This is a genomic window from Dehalobacter sp. DCM, from assembly GCF_024972775.1.
Classification (GTDB): domain Bacteria; phylum Bacillota; class Desulfitobacteriia; order Desulfitobacteriales; family Syntrophobotulaceae; genus Dehalobacter.
Window position 1 is genome coordinate 3,729,299 of the sequence record NZ_CP092282.1, and the last position, 16,861, is coordinate 3,746,159.

Genomic DNA, 16,861 nt, shown 5'->3' on the forward strand with positions numbered 1-16,861 from the left:
TTTAATTGACCTTTTAACTTGTTTACTTTTGTCTGACAGGCGTATCGAATGATTCGCATATATTGCTAAGTGAATGATGCCTATATGAGATGATAGCAAAGAAAAATGTCATTATTATGACATTTTTCTTTTATTTATACGCTATTCTATTTCCTTGTGGAATTATTTTTGCCTGCAGGAATTTCCAGAACATACTCTCTCCACTTTTATTATACCAAAAACATTTCTTGAATTATATTCTTATAATTATCATTTATTTTGTGTAAGATAGACATTATCATCAATCAGTTTAATCTAGGGGGATGTACGATTGGAACAAAATCGGCATGATCGGGATTTTGAAATCAGGCACCTGGAGCAGGTGCTGACTGTAGCCCGGGAACAATTGGATGCTGTCCTTCTCGCGAACGAGGAAAACAAAGAGGCCATTATTGCCGCGAAAATCGATATGTGGGAGGATACGTCCCGCTCGATCTCCGGCCTTTGGCAGATGGAAAACTTCCATGAGCTCGTCGAATTGAGCCAGTACGCCAATTCGGTGTCGGAACGGGTATCCGATTATGAACGGGATAACGCTAAAATCCTGACCTTAAAACGGTTGCTTGATTCTCCCTACTTTGCGCGGATCGATATGAAGTTCGAAGAGGAGGATGCCTTTGAGCCTGTTTATATCGGACGTTCTTCGCTGCAGAAAGATCTAACCCGGGAAATGATGATTTATGACTGGCGCTCTCCCATCGCCAGTGTCTTTTACCGCTTTGGCCCGGGGAAAGTGTCCTATGCGTCGCCGGGCGGAGAGATAACAGGAGAGGTTAATTTAAAACGCCAATACGAGATTAAAAATGGTACTCTGGCCTATTATTTCGATGCGGATGTTCACATCATTGACGAATTCCTGCGTCGGCTCCTTTCTCAAAATGCTTCCGCCACCATGAAAACCATCGTCGAAACGATTCAGAAAGACCAGGATCTGATTATCCGCGATCTGGAAATGGATGTGCTGATGGTTCAGGGATCAGCGGGCAGCGGCAAAACATCGGTCGCGCTGCATCGCGCGGCATATCTGATGTACCGGGGGCTGGCGGCCAAGCTGACGGCTAACGAGATTGTGATTATTTCACCGAACTCCCTCTTCGAACAGTACATCGTCAACGTCCTGCCGGAGCTGGGAGAAAAGAATATTCGGTCGCTGGTATTTGAAGATATCTTCAGCAACGTTTTACAACGTGAGTCTATCCAAAGCAGGAATCACTATTGGGAAGTTCTGCTCTCCTCCGGTGTATATGACGAAACGCCAGGGCATAGCAACGGTTCTATCGTCGGTCAATACAACGGCTCTATTGTTCAAAGAAGTATGGCCTTTAAAAGCTCAGGCTTGTTTGCAGAGATCTTACGGCGGTTTATTAAAGACTTGCCCCTTCGCTGGCTGCCGTTTGCCGATATTTATTATGACGGTAAGGTTATTGCCAGCAAACAATGGCTGAAGGCTAAAATTCTCAAGAGCAATCACGAATTCCTGTTGGGTGTGCGTTTAAAGCAATTGGAGGAATCCCTTTGGCAACGAATCCATGAGCTGCGCCCCAGCCGTCTGGCCAAGTTAAAAAACTTTATTTCTGCCAAGCCGATCCACGAATTTGAAGTCAACGAAGTAGCGCGCCGTATATCCATTCTCGAAAGTTCGGCCCTGCGCAAAAAAATCCGTCAGTTTACCGAGCTGGACGCTCTGGAACTCTACCGGAAGCTTTTTGCGGATAACGACTATTTTTATCAGTTGGCCAAAGGGCTGACGCTGCCTGATGGTATCGCAGAGATTATCGCCTATACCCGGGAAAACCTGCAAAAAGAGGCGCTGCTCTATGATGATGCACTGGCCCTGACTTTTCTTCATTTAAACACCAAAGGATATTCGGGTTATCTCGATATCAAACAGGTGGTTGTGGATGAAGCACAGGATTATGATCCCCTTCATTTTGAAATACTTCACGCTCTGTTTCCCAGAGCGCGGTATACCATCCTTGGCGATACCCATCAGACTATCGGCAAACGGGAAGACGCGGCACTCTATGACGAGATCAGCCGAATATTTGCCAAGCCGAAATCCATGCGGGTGATTCTCGACAAAAGCTTTCGCTCGACCAGGGAGATCGTGGCCTACAGCGCCAGATTCCTGGACCAGGATGTCCTGAGCGAGTGTTTTGGCCGCAGCGGCGATACACCTGCTGTACTCGCGGCACCCGACCAGGCAGCTCTGGCAGCTCTCCTGCTGGCGGAAATCGCCACGTGCCGGGAGAAGGGTTACCAATCGATCGGGTTAATTTGTAAAACGGAGCATGACGCCCTTTCCTGGTATGAACAGCTCAAGGACCAAAGCGAAATGACACTGCTCAAAGGGGACGTTCCTTTTGCGTTAAGCGGCGTTTTCCTAATCCCGGTTTATCTGGCCAAAGGCTTGGAATTTGATGCCGTCCTCGTCTGTGACGTCGATCACGCGCATTATCACCGCGCAGATGACCGACACCTGTTATATATTGCCTGTACGCGGGCGCTGCATAGACTGAACCTGTTTTATACCGGGGAGATGAGTCCGCTTTTATAGACGGCTTACCATTACGTGCATATCGTGTTTTATTGTTTCCAATCAAAAACAGATGTCCTGATCACACCATATGTGCAGATGATTATTTGGCATTAGACGTTATCGTCAGGTTGTATGCCGAATTTAGTCCGGATATCCGTAACTCTGTACTGTGTGATTTCCGCAATTAAATCATATGGAATCGGTTCGGACTGCGGAAATTGGATCGCGCCTTTGGTTGTTTTATAACCCGTGAGCTTAGGAGCAAAGTCACGCATCGCCTTCTCGCCGGGATACAGTCCGATGTGGTTTTTGGCCGCAGCAAAATGGATCAGGTTTTCCTTTTGCCAGAAGGTTGGCATTTGCCAGCTGATCTTTTCCTGAGCTTCCGGAGCTGCTTGACGGATGGTCTGCCGGATTTGCTGAAGGCGTTCCCGCACATCTTCCGGGAACAGCGCAATGTATTTGTCAATCGTGGCATAGTGCGGTTTTTCTGCGGGATCTTTACGCGGGCGGTTCGACTGCGTCAGCGCATAGGCCCGGGTGATCCGTTCGATCACTACCGGAAATGAATCATTGTCCGTCACCTCGAAGTAATGGGCCACCCGGTTTTTGGATGTCTGCACGACTTTGGTGGGTTCCCATTCGTCATGGATGACATCGGAAGCAAAACCAACCACCATGCAGTCCTTTTTGGCGCTCACCTCAGCGAACGTGGTGGTATGCTTCCAGAGCACGGCACTTGTTGTCTCATATTCCTCAAATGGACCGAGCTTGACCTGCGCCATGCTGCGGAGTTGTTCATAAAGCGGCAGCCACTTGGCCCGGACGCCGGAAAATACGTGATTTGTCATGTTCCATCCATCCTTCGAATAATAACTCTTACTGAATCATTAGAAGATTCTTTCGCTTAATTATACCAAAATATTCTTATAAGTATGTATTTAGATAATGTCGCTGATAACAATCATAATTAGACGTTAACGCAGGCCCTTGAAGCCACTTATCAAAAAAAGAGCGATAAAAAAGTCCTTTTTCCGCGGTAAAACTATCAACGGGAAAAAGGACTTTCTTATAAACCATCATAGGGCTCTCAGGAATTAACCCTAAAATTCACTATTTACCTTATTCGGAACTGTGACCTTATCTAAATCCTCGTTAATCGGTTCGCCGGTAAGGCGTTTAATCATTTTTTCCAGGTCAAAGCCGGATACATTTTTTAGCATCTCCGGAGCAGTAGCCATAAGGGAAGTAACATAGTTGCTGACTCGCGCCGCTCCTTGCCCGTTGCCGGTATCCACGACGGTCAGCTTGTCGATGGCTTGCAGCGGCTCGGCAATTCTGGCAGCCAGTTCCGGCAGCATTTTAACGATAATATCCAGCACGGCCGCTTCGCCGTACTTCGCGAAGGCCTCGGCCAGTTTTTGCTTGGCCTCAGCTTCAGCCAGACCTTTCAATCGAATAACTTCCGCTTCGGCTGTCCCTTTTGCTTTTTCTGCTTCGGCAATAGCTAAACCTTCCAGGCGTTTTTGTTCGGCATTGGCCTTTGCTTCAGCTTCGATTTTATATTTGAGGGCGTCCGCTTCCCGCATATTTTTGGCTTTCGTAGCTTCAGCCGCTTGTTCTACCGAATACCTGTCGGCGTCGGCTTTTTTCTTGACTTCAGCATCGTACTGTTTTTCCCGGCGCTGGATTTCTTTTTCTTCAAGCTCAATTTCCTTTTCCTTTTTAACGATGGCAACTTTCATTTGTTCTTCCGTGACCTGCTGCTGCGAACGTGCTTCCTGTATGAAATAGGCTTGATCAGCTTCAGCCTTAGCCGTATCCTGATCTTTCTTGAAGGAAGCAACCTTCAGCTCTTTTTCCTTATTGGCTTCGGCGATATTGGTATCCCGAAGCAGCTCGGCCTTCTGGCCTTCTTCAGCAGCTTTGGCTTTCTGAATCCGGGCATCCCGGATGGCTTGTGCTTCCGCGACTTCAGCATCCCGTTTCACAGCGGCGATCCGCGGTTTACCCAGAGCTTCCAGGTAACCGTTTCTGTCTCGGATATCCTTAATTGTAAAGGATACAATCTGCAGGCCCATTTTTTTCAGGTCTTTGGCCGCCACACCCTGCACTTCCTGGGCAAATTTATCCCGGTTGCGGTAGACTTCTTCCACCGTCATGGTTCCCAAGATGGCTCTTAAGTGGCCTTCAAGAACTTCCTGGGCTTCCTGCTGCAGGGCTTCGGTGGGTTTGCCCATGAATTGCTCGGCTGCCGTTGCTACATCTTCAACAGAGCCGCCAATCTTGATGATGGCCACCCCATCGGCCATCACCGGCACACCCTGTTCCGTATAGACTTCCGGTGTTGTTACATCCAATTTATGAGATAAGAGGGAGATAAACTCGGCTTGCTGGAATACAGGGAGGATAAAGGCACCTCCGCCGCGGACAATTTTTATGCGACGTCCTGATTCATCCGTATGGACATTTTTACGACCCAGATAGGATCCGGTAACAATCATCGCCTCATCAGGCCCGACTGTCTTATATCTGGCCCAAAAGGCCAAGCCCAGCACAATAAGTACGACGATAACAATAATGGGAATAGAAATTAACCCAGAAATAAAACTAAACATGCTTTTTCCTCCAATATTAAAATATTATTCAAAGGGGAAAACGTAGAGTATCCTGTCTTTCACCTCACCGACTACGACTTTTGTTCCGGCAGGTATTTCGGCGTGATCCATATTAGCGGCAATTTGATTGGTCAGACCGGCTCCGATTTTAATGACGACTTCGCCATACCCTTCCACCGGGATGGGAACGGAGACTTCGCCAATTTTGCCGACAAGATCATTTATCGAAAAACCGGTGGAATTTTCACAGTTTTTCATTGGTTTAACATAGGCAAAGTAAACGATAATCGAGACGACAATAGCAACGGCCAGAGAAATAACAGCAACGGACAAGGGTTCCAAACGCGTATAGCGGCTCAGCATGATTCCGGAACCGCCCAAAACGGTAATCCCTCCGACTAAAACCATCGGCTGCAAGAAGTCCAGGTGGTCCATGGCGAGGACGTCGAAGACGCCATCAAGAAAATTACCCAAAATATCTCCGAAGATAATGGTTACAAGAGCAAATAGCACCCCTCCGATCAAACATACCCAGTAAAACTCAAGCATACTTACCCCTCCCTATGTATTTTACCAAATTTTAACTCAAAAGGAAGGGTCTTCTTTTAGAATACTATTCTTTAAGGCTGCCATTTCGATTTCGATGCTCGCTTGTTCATTCCCTAATGCCTCGAGTTCCCGGTCCAGGCTAACATTAATTCCCGCCAATTCGCTTACGGCTTGAGCTTCAGCCTCCATCCGGAAGACTTTATCTTCCATCCGTTCAAAATTGCGACGTGTGTCGTTCCTGCCCAGGCCGCTTTGGACCCCATAGATTTCTTTTTTGGCTTTTGCCGATTGGGCTCTCGCCGCCAAATTATCCCGTTTGAATCGCAGTTTTTCGTATTCGTTTTTCATTTCCCGCAGTTGAGTCTTGAGTTGTTCGGCTATGCTATCGCTGCTCTCATATTCCCGCCGGTAATCCGCTGCTTTTGCTTGATGTATTCTCTTATCTTCCAGTGCTTTTCTGGCCAGGTCTTCCCGATCTCTTTTTAAGGCTTCAACCGCTTGACTCTCCCGTTTTTCGACAAGGGCAAGGGCATCGTCCAGCTGCGCTTTAAACTTCCTGGCTATGGCTAACTGTCGGGCTGCGGCACATTCCGCATCGGCCATATCTTCTTCCATATCCCGCAGATACTGATCCAGTAGCTTTTCGGGATCTTCGGTCTTATCCAGGAGGGAATTCAGATTTGCCCGGATATTATCGCTCACTCTTTTAAATAAACTCATTGTTCAGCACTCCTTTCCTAATTAAACCTATTCCGTAGGTATTTTCTCTAAACCTCCTTTTCCAGCGTAACAAGAATATCGACATATATAATTTACAACATGGTTACATAAACCTCAACATGTAGTTTTAATTACTACGTTCCTTTAAAGTTATTTTCCTTTATCTACCTCATGCTTTCTCCTCCGCACGCAATGTAGTATCATTTACTACATTAAATAGCATTATATATCTTGTCTAATAGTAACTATTTCTCTATAATACAATTGAGGTGAACAATCATGAACAATTACAACGAGGCTATATTGGAAGAATTAATTGAAGAACTATCCTTGCCGGAAGACATCCTAATTACTGAGATTCCTGATCTTGAGCTGTATATGGAACAGCTGACTACTTTTATCGACAACAAGCTGGAAAGCCAAAAGGACCGCGGCCAGGATAAGGTACTCACTAAAACGATGATCAATAACTACACTAAAGCTGGAATTGTGATGCCTCCAGTCAATAAGAAATACAACAAAAGACATATTATGCTTTTGCTGCTCATTTATAATCTGAAAAACATTTTATCGATTAAAGATATTAAAAGCCTTTTCGGACCGGTACTCAACAATATCGCAACCCCGGAAGACGATCTGATTTCGCTGGAGGACATCTATGCGACATTTCTTGAGGTAAAAAATATAGAATTGGCGTGTTTTCGTCAGGGGCTGCCTGAAAAAGCAAATCGGATTAAAGCGATGACGGCTTCTTCAGATAAAGGGAATAAAGAAACTGCCGAACTGTTCCTGATTGTCATCATGCTCGCCGCTCAAGCGGATGCCCATAAAAAATTGGCAGAAAAAATAATTGAGAAGTATTTTTAGATTGTAATCATCACAACAAAGCAAAATGCCCGCTGCACGGATGGATGCAGCGGGCATTACTCAAACACCTTCATAGCGGCTGTTGTGAGGAATCATGTCTTGCCTTATAATATAATTGTGGCTATCAACATCACACGTTCAACTTATGCAGCTGATTAATAGTCAGATATTTGACAATAAAGGAGAGACCAATACGTTGTCTGCAACCATAAAAAACAGCATTCCGTTTGGTGACAAACTGGGATATGGTATCGGTAATTTCAGCACCGGGGTAGCCATGCAGGTCGTAGGGGCGTATCTGGTCTTTTATGCCACCGCAGTGCTTGGATTGCCCGGCAGCCTCGTGGGTGCTGCTGTAAGCGTCAGTATCATTTGGGATGCGATAACCGACCCTCTTATGGGGTATCTTTCGGACAATACCCGTTCCAGGATATTCGGCAGAAGGCATCTCTATCTGATTATCGGTGCCTTAGGACTAGCCTTAACCAACTTTCTCATTTGGAATATCCGCGCTGAATTTGATTATATGATCAAATTCCTCCTCATCTGTCTGTATATCCTGCTTTTTAAAACGTTTATGACAATATATGTTACCCCTTATACCGCTTTAGGAGCGGAAATATCTTCCGATTACAATGAACGGACCACCATTCAGGCGTCAAAAACATTTTTCTTCCTTGTTGGCTTGGCCTTTGTATCTGTAGCCGGTATGTACCTTTTCTTTCAGCCGACGGAAGAAATCGCACACGGTCAGCTCAATCCGCAATCCTACAGTAATATGGGTCTTTGTTCCTCGATTGTGATTATTCTGGCCACCTTGATCTGTTATATCACGACAAAGAAGTATATCCCGATTCTCAATAAGCAACAAATGTGCATAGAGAAAAGAATTAGCTTCTCAACCCTTTTCGTATCGTTTAAAAGCGCTTTCAGTAACGTATCCTTCCGGTTAGTCGCCTTATGCTATATGTTTAATAATATTGCCTCTGCTCTTCTGAGCAATATCGGCCTGCACGTGTTTACGTATACCTTTGCTATGCACAGTCAGGAAATTGCTTTTATTATCGGCGTTCAGTTTTTGGTCAGTATCATATCCCAGCCTGTTTGGGGGGCTATTGCCAGGAGGATGGACAAAAAGCCTGCGATGATCCTGGCTTTAATTGTCTGCATGATCAGCAGCATCCTGTTTATGGTTTTGGTGTTCTTCAAAGCATTCGTGGCCGGCAACCCCTTATATTTTATGGCCTATGCGGTAACCGCGGGGTTTGGAACCGGCGCTTTGTTTACACTTCCTCTATCGATGGTTGCCGATACCATTGATATTGATGAGCTGAAAACAGGTCACCGATCGGAGGGCGTGTATTACGGGTGCTTGACCCTATACTATAAAATCGCTCAAGCCGTCACACTCCTAGGCGTTGGCTTTATGCTGGATCTTGTGAGATTTAATGCCAATTTGCCTGTTCAGGAAAACTCAACCCTTGTGTTTTTAGGATTGATTCTTGCACTTGGTTCTTTCATCAGCTTTGCTTTTGCCTGGATCAGTATCCGGAACTATTCCCTGACAGAAGAAAGTGTGATTAGCATTCAGAAGCAAATCGCTGAAATTTCTCAGCAATCATCGTGTAAGTAGGTACCTCTACACCATACTGTCTGCCCAAGCGGACCACTTCAAACAAGAGACCGTCGATCTCGGAATCTTTACCCTGCCTTAAATCCCGCTGCATGGAAGTGGATGCGGATGGTGAAAGATTATCCAGAATCGCCAGGTTGGTTTTTACGATGTCCCGGGTAAAATGGATATCCATCGCCTGGGCCAGGGCCTCAATCTCCCGCGTCAGTGCAATGAACGTTTCCCGCACTTCTCCCGGCTGCTGAGCTGCACCGGCATCAATATCGTAATAAGCGCCGCAGGCGGCCATGGGGGATATATAGGAAAATTTTTGCAGTGCATCGCGGCGGATATTCTCCGACAGAATCGCCCGGATACCGCATTCCTCTAGATCTTGAGCTACCTGCTGAAGAACAGGACGGTGCTCCTCTGGTTGACGCACACCGAATACCACCCGGAATATATCCCCTTTTTGTAGGATGGTTCCGGGCTCTTTTATCTCCGCGGCAATATAAATACAGCCGTCTGTCACCAACAAATCCGGCAGACGTTCCTGCATCCTGCTTCCGGTGCCATAGATATTGAGCACCGGAATGACCACCGTATCGTGATGGGCCACTTTTTGGATAAAAGGGATGGTCTCGTCCAGAGAATAGCCTTTGACGCAGTTGAAGATGACATCCGGCTGTTCGTTGTAATCTGCCATCGTAAAAGCCTTGATCGGCCTGACGATGTAATTTCCTTTATGCGACGTCTCCATTTTTAGACCGTTTCTTTGAATGGCCTCGAGGTGTTTTCCTCTGGCAATCACCGTCACATCCTTACCGGCTTCTGTCATATATGCCGCCATGCTTCCGCCTGTACCTCCGGCTCCGATAACTAAGTATTTCAGCTGTTGTTTCATACTAACCCCCGTATATTACCCTTTCTATGTTCTCACCTGCCAGGCAAAAGAATAACGAATATGCCTGTTTTTTTCTTGATTTCTTTTGCAATATTATTGTACCATTATTTTGTATTCAATGATTTTAAAAAAACCGGGACACAGATTTATTTTTGATGATGTCGTTCCTACTTTTATTTTTTGTGTGTTTATTTTTTCGTTTTATCCTCCAATGCAGGATATGACTGATAAAGCGCATTAATCTTCTCATTAATGCTATCTGGATCCACCGATGGCACTGTACTATCCGATAGGTTATACTTTTGCTTCAGCTTCAGTACTCTGTACACACTTTGGTCTAGCCGGTCCATGGAAATGGCTCCGGTTTCAACCGCATGCTGCATAGCCTGAATGACCGCTTCTTCTTTATCAAAGTCGTGGCATACGAGAACAATATCGCTGCCCGCATTAATCGATTTTACGGCGGCTTCACCAATATCATAATTCTTGATAATGGCACCCATCGTCATGTCATCGGTTATTACCACACCATCAAAATTCATCTGGGTACGTAGAACCTCAGAAATAATGGCAGAGGAGAATGAGGCAGGGTTAACCGGATCGATACGGGGCAATAAGATATGAGCAACCATGATGACATCCACCTTGTTTTGAATAGCTGCGGCAAAAGGCAAGAGCTCAAAATTATTCAGCCTTGTTAAGTCGTTTTCTACCATAGGCAATCCAACATGGGAATCAACGGACGTATCACCATGACCAGGGAAATGTTTAACGACAGAGATAATGTTTTGCGCTTGTAGTCCCAGCATGGTTTGTAGACCTAATTTCGTGACAATATCGGCAGTGGAGCCAAAAGCTCTGTCTCCGATCACGGGATTCTTGGGATTGCTATTGATATCTAAAACCGGTCCGAAGTTCATATTCAGACCAAAGGATTTCAATTCTTCGCCAATGATGCTGCCTATCTGATAAGACAGCTGGCTGTTGTTTATCTGTCCTATTGTTTGGCATGACGGTATTTTTGCGAATTCCTCAGGCACGCGCGAAATCCTGCCGCCCTCTTCATCTATGGCTAAAAATAAGGGGATTGTGTTAACCCCATTGGTTCTTTTCAAGGAGTTAACAAGGTTCAGCATTTGCCCGGCATCTCGGATGTTTTGTCCCAGCAGGATAAAGCCTCCCACGTGATACTTCTCTATCAAGCTTTTCGAATGATCATCGTTTTCATATCCGTCAATCCCTGCCATAACTAATTGGCCGACCTTTTCCTCCAGGCTCATCGTCTTGATTTGATCCTGAATCGGGTCGGTATCGCTTTGAACCGGCGGCTTTGGCCCATTGTCCTTATCCTCGCTTTGATTCTCTCCCGGCTTGGCAGCAGAACAACCCGCCAGAATAATCAACATACTGATCAGTAAGACCATGATTAATAAGCATTTGCTATTTCTATAATAAGGTTTCAAGGCAACCGTCCTCCCTCGTTATTATCCACACATTCATAATTACGGATAAGTTATCCAAAAATTTTCATGATAATTCCGGTAGTTATGTGAAACTTTATGAATCAATCCTATAGATTTATTTGCCTAGAGCATTTTCCACGTCTGTCTGTATGACGATAAAATGTGAGTTGACCTGACGGGTTGGATCAACACCAAAATAAAAGCCGAAACGAAACAACTCGCTCCAGCTTTCTACAAAGGTGAGTAAAACTTATATTTATATTTTTCAGACCTTCGTTTGTTCGCTGCAGGTTCTTTGTACCCTGTTACTCGGCCTTCTTCATCCGTGCTCCCTTTTTCTTAGGACTCTTATCTGCTGCATGAACTCCGTCCACCAGTTTTATTGTTTTTTCAGCTATCGCATTTTCCTTTTGCGCTTGTTCAATAACCTGCAAATTATTTAGGGCAATTCTGCTTTCTGGATCAATTTTCAATGCCCTTAAATACATGTTTTTTGCTTCAGGAAGATTATCATTAAGCATATAGTATTTAGCCAGCCGTGTACATGAACCACTATTATTCTGATCTATCGCCAGGATACCCATATTAATTGTGTACGCGTCTTCTCCCCAACTATTACCCAAAGCCATTTCGCCAGCTTTTTTCACTAATGTTCGCAAATTGACGTTACTCATAATACCCTCTTTTCGTCATTTAAAATAACAAGCAATCAACTTCGGATTGATTGCTTGTTGTACGCAATAATTGCGAATTCTATATTGATTTTGTAGTAAGTTGAAAAACTACATCACCCTTTTATAGGATAACATTAATAAAAGGAAATAGCTAATTTTTCAGAATTTTGTTTATTTTGATGTCCTAACGGGCCTGGCCTCGATATACCCGCGGTAGCCCATAGGCGCCAGCTGGAAGCGCGGACCGTCCTCGTCCGCCCACTGAAAACCATAGATTTCCGGATTGTAGCTTTTCATGACTTCCCAGATTTCCTCGATCGCTTCGCTGAATTTCGAATCATCGAATGGCGGACCCTGAAAAACCATCATTTTGCACGGCGCCAGATCCATGATCGCGTATCCATCCGGAATATCTCCCGCATAATCCGCCGGCACCTCAACCCCTTGGGCATAGAACGACGTATCCGGCCGGCGCAAATTATCCGGCAGCCACATCCCAATGGGTTCATAGATAGCTTCTTTGATGGCGGAGAGCTGTTCCCAGATTGCGCACCCGACTTCTTCGCAGTATTCAAAATAATGGGTTGCTTTGATGCCGCTTTTGAAAATGAGTTTACGGGCGGGACGTTCCACCACTTGGACAAAGACCGTGTTTAACTGAGCATGATCAGACATAGTTCTTTCTCCTTTTTGTTTGGTCAGGTAATAATCGCGGACATAGTCCGGCATAAAAAGCTTAAGGGATACTGTTTCTTTATTCTGACTGTACGATTTCGGCGTGATGCCAAATTCTTTGGAAAAGGCCCGGGTGAATCCTTCATGGGAATCGAAGACGAAGTCGAACGCAACATCAATGATTTTCCGATCTCCGTCCTTCAGCGTAACGGCTGCCTGAGATAACCGCAACGTCCGGATGTATTCAAATGGTGCTTTGCCGGTCATTTCCTTAAACAGTCTCGCCGAATGCCAGGGGGAATACCCCGCCGCCCGCGCCATAGCATGCAGCGTCATTGGTTCGGTCAAATGGTCGTCGATATACTCCTGCATCCGCTGCACGGCTTTAATTTTTTCCCAGCTTTCCATGTTCTCACCTGCCAGATAAAGGATAACAAATAGGTCCGTTCATTTCTTGACTTTACTTGCGATTATGATTGACACCTGCCCTTTCAATCAGCCCTTGCTTAAGATTATACTACGTTATGTCTATCATTTCTCATGGTTGCAGCTAAGCTTCACTTAGATAAATCGGAAAGGATTTGTTTTCCTTATATAAAAAAATCCGCAGACATCATTCTGCGGTTTGTGGTCTGTGGTCTGTGGTCATTCGCGTAGTTTTTGTATACCGGTATGTGATAAACTTGCTTGAGCAGCCGATTAATGCACGTATCACTTATCCTTTATGATACTGGACGCCGAATTTCCCCCTCGGGTATTCCCAATGAATGATACCGCCATTGGGACATAGAATCCTGCACGTCCCGCATTCCAGACAGCCGATGGTGTCCAGAAAAACACCGCCGTTTTCATCGCGGGTATATAATTCTGCGGGACATACCAGCAGACAAGGTTTCTGCACACACTGAACACAGATGGCCTTATCCAATTCGATATGGGGATGACCATCATCAATGGTAAATTTATTCAGACTTAATAGATCACGCGAACTCATAACACGGATCGTCATGATGATTTCACCACCGTCCAGATTGCCTTGGCCGCCTTACGCCAGGAAAAGTGATTCGCCTTCAATGTTTGCTTGGTCAACGTTTTCAAACTTGCCGTACCGGGAGCATCGACAGTATAGATACCCGTCATGAGCGATACAGCCATTTGCGGATACTCCGTGTACAGACTGCTGTTCTGCATTACCTGATGATATTTTTCAACCGCTCTCATTGCCGGTAAGAGGGCTTTTTCAAGTTCACTGACATAAACAGGCCCTGTCTTCCGGCTATCCTGCTCGGAAAGATAGGCGTCAGCAGCAGCGATGCCGCTTAGAATGGCCAGATCCAGGCCTCGAACCGTATACCCCATATTCATGACGAATCCGGCAGCGTCTCCGATGACCAACAATCCGTTCTGATAGGGTTTGGCTATCCTGGCCTTGTAGCCACCTTCCCCAACGAGATGGGCGGCATATTCCACTGTCCGCCCGTCCGTAATCAACGGATAGATTGCCGGATGCATTTTCAGTTCCTGAAATAAACGGTGTGCCGGTTTACCGCATTTCTGAATGTCTTCCGGTGAATAAACCGCTCCCAAGGATATGCTGTCGTTATTGGTATATAGAAATGCTCCGCCCCGGATGCCATCGGTACATCCTAAAATCATCCGGGCAGTTCCTTCGTTTTCTTTCAGGTTAAAACGCTGATTAATAATCTCTGATGGCAGCTCAATGGTTTCTTTGATCCCCAGTCCCATGCTTCCGGCGCGGATATCCCCGATAAGACCGGCTTTTTGGGCCATAAGGGAATTGACGCCATCCGCGGCGATAACCAGGTCGCAAATCATTTTATCGTCTCCGGCGATAACCCCAATAATGTCACCGTTCTCTTTGATTACATCATCAACGCGGATACCGCAGACAATATTGACGCCTGCGCTTTCCGCTTTATTTGCCAACCAGCGATCGAATTTGCTGCGCAGGACGGTATAGGATTGCGGAACGCCATTCTCCGGATTGAACAATGGATCGTGGTAATCCAGCATTATGGACCTGCCGCCAGCCATCACCATGACTTGTTCATGAACGACACACCGTTCCAGGTCGGTGCTCGCTGTCAAACCCGGTTCAAGCTGTTCCAAGGCATAGGAATAAATCCTGCCGCCGGTCATATTTTTGGACCCGGGGAAATCCCCGCGTTCGATCAGCATTACATCTTTTCCTTGTTTGGCCAGGGTATAGGCACAGGCACTTCCCGCCGGTCCGGCTCCTATAATAATGACATCAAAATCTTTGTCAGGTCGCATATGATCTTCCTATCACCTCTATTTTTAGCTATCTAGTACAACGTATTTGAAATAGCCTCTATTAATTCTGTTTTTCCTTTTCCTTGAGTACCTTAAGCAGTGCCGGAACAACGTCATGAAAATCTCCAACGATGCCATAGTCGGACTGGAAAAAGATTGGCGCATTCCGATCGTTATTAATCGCCACCACAACGCGGGAATCCACAATCCCGGCGGTATGTTGGATCTGTCCGGATACCCCGATCCCGATATAGAGATCCGGTTTGATGGTGACCCCGGAGATACCGATGTGCTGGTCGGTTGTAAGAACGTTGATTCTTTCGGCTAAGGTCCGGGTACAGCCAATCTCTGCCGAAAGGGCCTCAGCCAGTTCATTGATGACCGTCATATCCTCATCTTTGGTCAGACCGCATCCCGGACAAACCACGCGTTTGGCAGCCGGCAAATTCGCTAAGCTATGTGGTTTTTCTTTGCGTTCTCTGAGCTTCAGTTTCCATTGCGGTGCGACAAATTCTACCGGAATGACGTCGCACTGCTGCTCTGAATTTGGGGGCAAGGCTTCAAACGTGCCGAAACCAACCGTCGTCAGCAGGATATCGGAAGCCACAGCTTCAAATCGAATGGCACTGCCGCCTAAAATCCGGTGTGCGATCTGAAGTTTTCTTCCTTCAGGCACAAAATTTTTAGCATCGGTAATTACCGTGGTTTCTAGAATGGCACCGAGGCGGCCGGCAATAGCTTTCCCTCTTCGGGTTGCTCCGAGCAAAACGCCGTAAGGCTTGTGGGATTGGATCAAGGCAGCGATGGTCGGGACATAATCCTCCACCATAACCTCTTCAGCAGGCGCCTTTATCCAATAAATCATCTGGGCCCCTGCTGCTGCCGCTTTCGCCACATCCGTTTCCGGACCCGCGACGATTACGGCTGTCCTGCCCCCGGTATACGGCGTTAAGGAGGAGGAGCCTGCGATGAGTTCCGCCATTAAACATGTGTTATCAGAAAAAATCCAAATATCGTGTTGCGTCATCATCCTGCACCTCCTTAAAGTACGTCTTCCTTAACTAAATGATTGATTAACGTCTGTGCGGCCTTTTCCGGTGTGCCGTCGATAAGGATCTGTTTTCGGCCGGCATATTTTGAAGAACGTTTCATCTCCAGCATCAAAAGTATCGGGAACATGATAACGTCTTTAAAATTCATTTGACCGGCGGAACGTGTATTCAGGAAACAGACCCGCGGTTTTGTGTCTTCTGCCAGCCCCAGGGCATGCAGATTCCATTCTGTCACGGGTTTTTTAGCTGCCTTCAGGGTTTCTTTCATAGTAGGTATCCTCGGCATGGCAATATCGGAAGTAACAGACAATGCAGCCGGCAACGGAATATCCAGGATTTCAATCTCATCTTCGAGATGGCGCTGTACGGTGAGGCAGGTTGCACAGCCTTCTGCCAAGGTGATCCCGCTGATCGCATTGATCGTCGGTACCCCCAGTATTTCTCCAAGCTGTAGGCCGGTTTGCTGAAAATACAGATCGGAAGATCCTTCACCGCAAAGCACGAGATCGAAGTCACCGATCTTGCGAATCGCGGCAGCCAGCACTTTGGCTGTCAGGTGGGTATCCGCGTTGGTTAGTCTGCCATCAATGACGAGATAGAGTTCGACTGGGCCACGGGAAAGGACATCTTTCTTGGCATAGGCATCGTTAAGCTGCTGCGGACCAACACTCAAGGCAATGACTCTGCCCCCAGTTTTCTCTGCCAATTTGACAGCGGCTTCAACCGCACGCAAATCATATTCACCAAGGATCCATCGCGCTTTTTCTGTCGACACGGAGCCATCGGCTTTGATTTCTATATCTTCAACGTCTGGTGCATATTTATAACAGACAATGATATTCATCGTTTAAGGA

At 46.2% G+C, this 16,861-nt stretch carries 15 protein-coding genes; 3 read left to right on the forward strand and 12 right to left on the reverse strand.

The genetic code is table 11. The features are described from left to right. Window positions 1-310 precede the first annotated feature (310 nt). Window positions 311-2,596, forward strand: coding sequence for a HelD family protein (locus LPY66_RS17320; protein ID WP_337985494.1), 2,286 nt, complete (start codon window positions 311-313; stop codon window positions 2,594-2,596). Window positions 2,597-2,688: 92 nt separating this feature from the next. Here the strand turns inward: LPY66_RS17320 and LPY66_RS17325 are convergent, their stop codons facing one another. The 4 genes from LPY66_RS17325 to LPY66_RS17340 all read right to left on the reverse strand — a co-directional run bounded on the left by LPY66_RS17325 (window position 2,689) and on the right by LPY66_RS17340 (window position 6,465). Further along, window positions 2,689-3,429 (reverse strand): DUF5655 domain-containing protein, encoded by a 741-nt coding sequence (locus LPY66_RS17325; RefSeq protein ID WP_337985495.1) that lies wholly within the window; start codon window positions 3,427-3,429, stop codon window positions 2,689-2,691. A 252-nt stretch (window positions 3,430-3,681) separates the two neighbouring features. Continuing rightward, the gene (locus tag LPY66_RS17330) at window positions 3,682-5,196 is read right to left on the reverse strand and encodes a flotillin family protein (RefSeq protein WP_337985496.1); all 1,515 of its coding nucleotides are present in this window, start codon (window positions 5,194-5,196) and stop codon (window positions 3,682-3,684) included. Between the two features lie 24 nt (window positions 5,197-5,220). Continuing rightward, a complete protein-coding gene (locus LPY66_RS17335; protein WP_337985497.1) occupies window positions 5,221-5,745 on the reverse strand; it encodes a protease in 525 nt (174 codons plus the stop codon). 36 nt (window positions 5,746-5,781) lie between these two features. Then, window positions 5,782-6,465, reverse strand: a complete 684-nt coding sequence (locus tag LPY66_RS17340) for a PspA/IM30 family protein (RefSeq protein WP_337985498.1) — start codon at window positions 6,463-6,465, stop codon at window positions 5,782-5,784. Between the two features lie 279 nt (window positions 6,466-6,744). Between LPY66_RS17340 and LPY66_RS17345 the strand changes: the two genes are divergently transcribed. Next, window positions 6,745-7,332: a DUF1836 domain-containing protein gene (locus tag LPY66_RS17345; protein WP_337985499.1), complete on the forward strand. Its 588-nt coding sequence runs from the start codon at window positions 6,745-6,747 to the stop codon at window positions 7,330-7,332. 145 nt (window positions 7,333-7,477) lie between these two features. Next, the gene (locus LPY66_RS17350; RefSeq protein WP_337985500.1) at window positions 7,478-8,965 is read left to right on the forward strand and encodes an MFS transporter; all 1,488 of its coding nucleotides are present in this window, start codon (window positions 7,478-7,480) and stop codon (window positions 8,963-8,965) included. Here the strand turns inward: LPY66_RS17350 and LPY66_RS17355 are convergent. The 8 genes from LPY66_RS17355 to fixA all read right to left on the reverse strand — a co-directional run bounded on the left by LPY66_RS17355 (window position 8,913) and on the right by fixA (window position 16,851). Next, entirely contained in the window at window positions 8,913-9,848 is a 936-nt protein-coding gene (locus LPY66_RS17355; RefSeq protein ID WP_337985501.1) for a ketopantoate reductase family protein, read from the reverse strand. The genes LPY66_RS17350 and LPY66_RS17355 overlap by 53 nt on opposite strands. A gap of 188 nt (window positions 9,849-10,036) precedes the next feature. Next, entirely contained in the window at window positions 10,037-11,272 is a 1,236-nt protein-coding gene (nagZ, locus tag LPY66_RS17360; protein WP_337988130.1) for a beta-N-acetylhexosaminidase, read from the reverse strand. Window positions 11,273-11,616: 344 nt separating this feature from the next. Beyond that, the gene (locus LPY66_RS17365) at window positions 11,617-11,985 is read right to left on the reverse strand and encodes a hypothetical protein (protein WP_337985502.1); all 369 of its coding nucleotides are present in this window, start codon (window positions 11,983-11,985) and stop codon (window positions 11,617-11,619) included. A 171-nt stretch (window positions 11,986-12,156) separates the two neighbouring features. Beyond that, window positions 12,157-13,068 carry an AraC family transcriptional regulator gene (locus LPY66_RS17370; protein ID WP_337985503.1) on the reverse strand — a complete coding sequence of 304 codons (912 nt, stop codon included), beginning with the start codon at window positions 13,066-13,068 and terminating at the stop codon, window positions 12,157-12,159. Between the two features lie 307 nt (window positions 13,069-13,375). Continuing rightward, window positions 13,376-13,669 carry a ferredoxin family protein gene (locus LPY66_RS17375; protein WP_337985504.1) on the reverse strand — a complete coding sequence of 98 codons (294 nt, stop codon included), beginning with the start codon at window positions 13,667-13,669 and terminating at the stop codon, window positions 13,376-13,378. Continuing rightward, the gene (locus tag LPY66_RS17380; RefSeq protein ID WP_337985505.1) at window positions 13,666-14,955 is read right to left on the reverse strand and encodes an FAD-dependent oxidoreductase; all 1,290 of its coding nucleotides are present in this window, start codon (window positions 14,953-14,955) and stop codon (window positions 13,666-13,668) included. Before LPY66_RS17380 ends, LPY66_RS17375 begins: the two co-directional genes overlap by 4 nt. A gap of 61 nt (window positions 14,956-15,016) precedes the next feature. Continuing rightward, on the reverse strand, window positions 15,017-15,985 hold the full coding sequence (locus tag LPY66_RS17385) for an electron transfer flavoprotein subunit alpha/FixB family protein (protein WP_337985506.1): 969 nt from the start codon (window positions 15,983-15,985) through the stop codon (window positions 15,017-15,019). Window positions 15,986-15,996: 11 nt separating this feature from the next. Continuing rightward, window positions 15,997-16,851 (reverse strand): putative electron transfer flavoprotein FixA, encoded by an 855-nt coding sequence (gene fixA / locus LPY66_RS17390; RefSeq protein ID WP_337985507.1) that lies wholly within the window; start codon window positions 16,849-16,851, stop codon window positions 15,997-15,999. Between the last annotated feature and the right edge of the window lie 10 nt (window positions 16,852-16,861).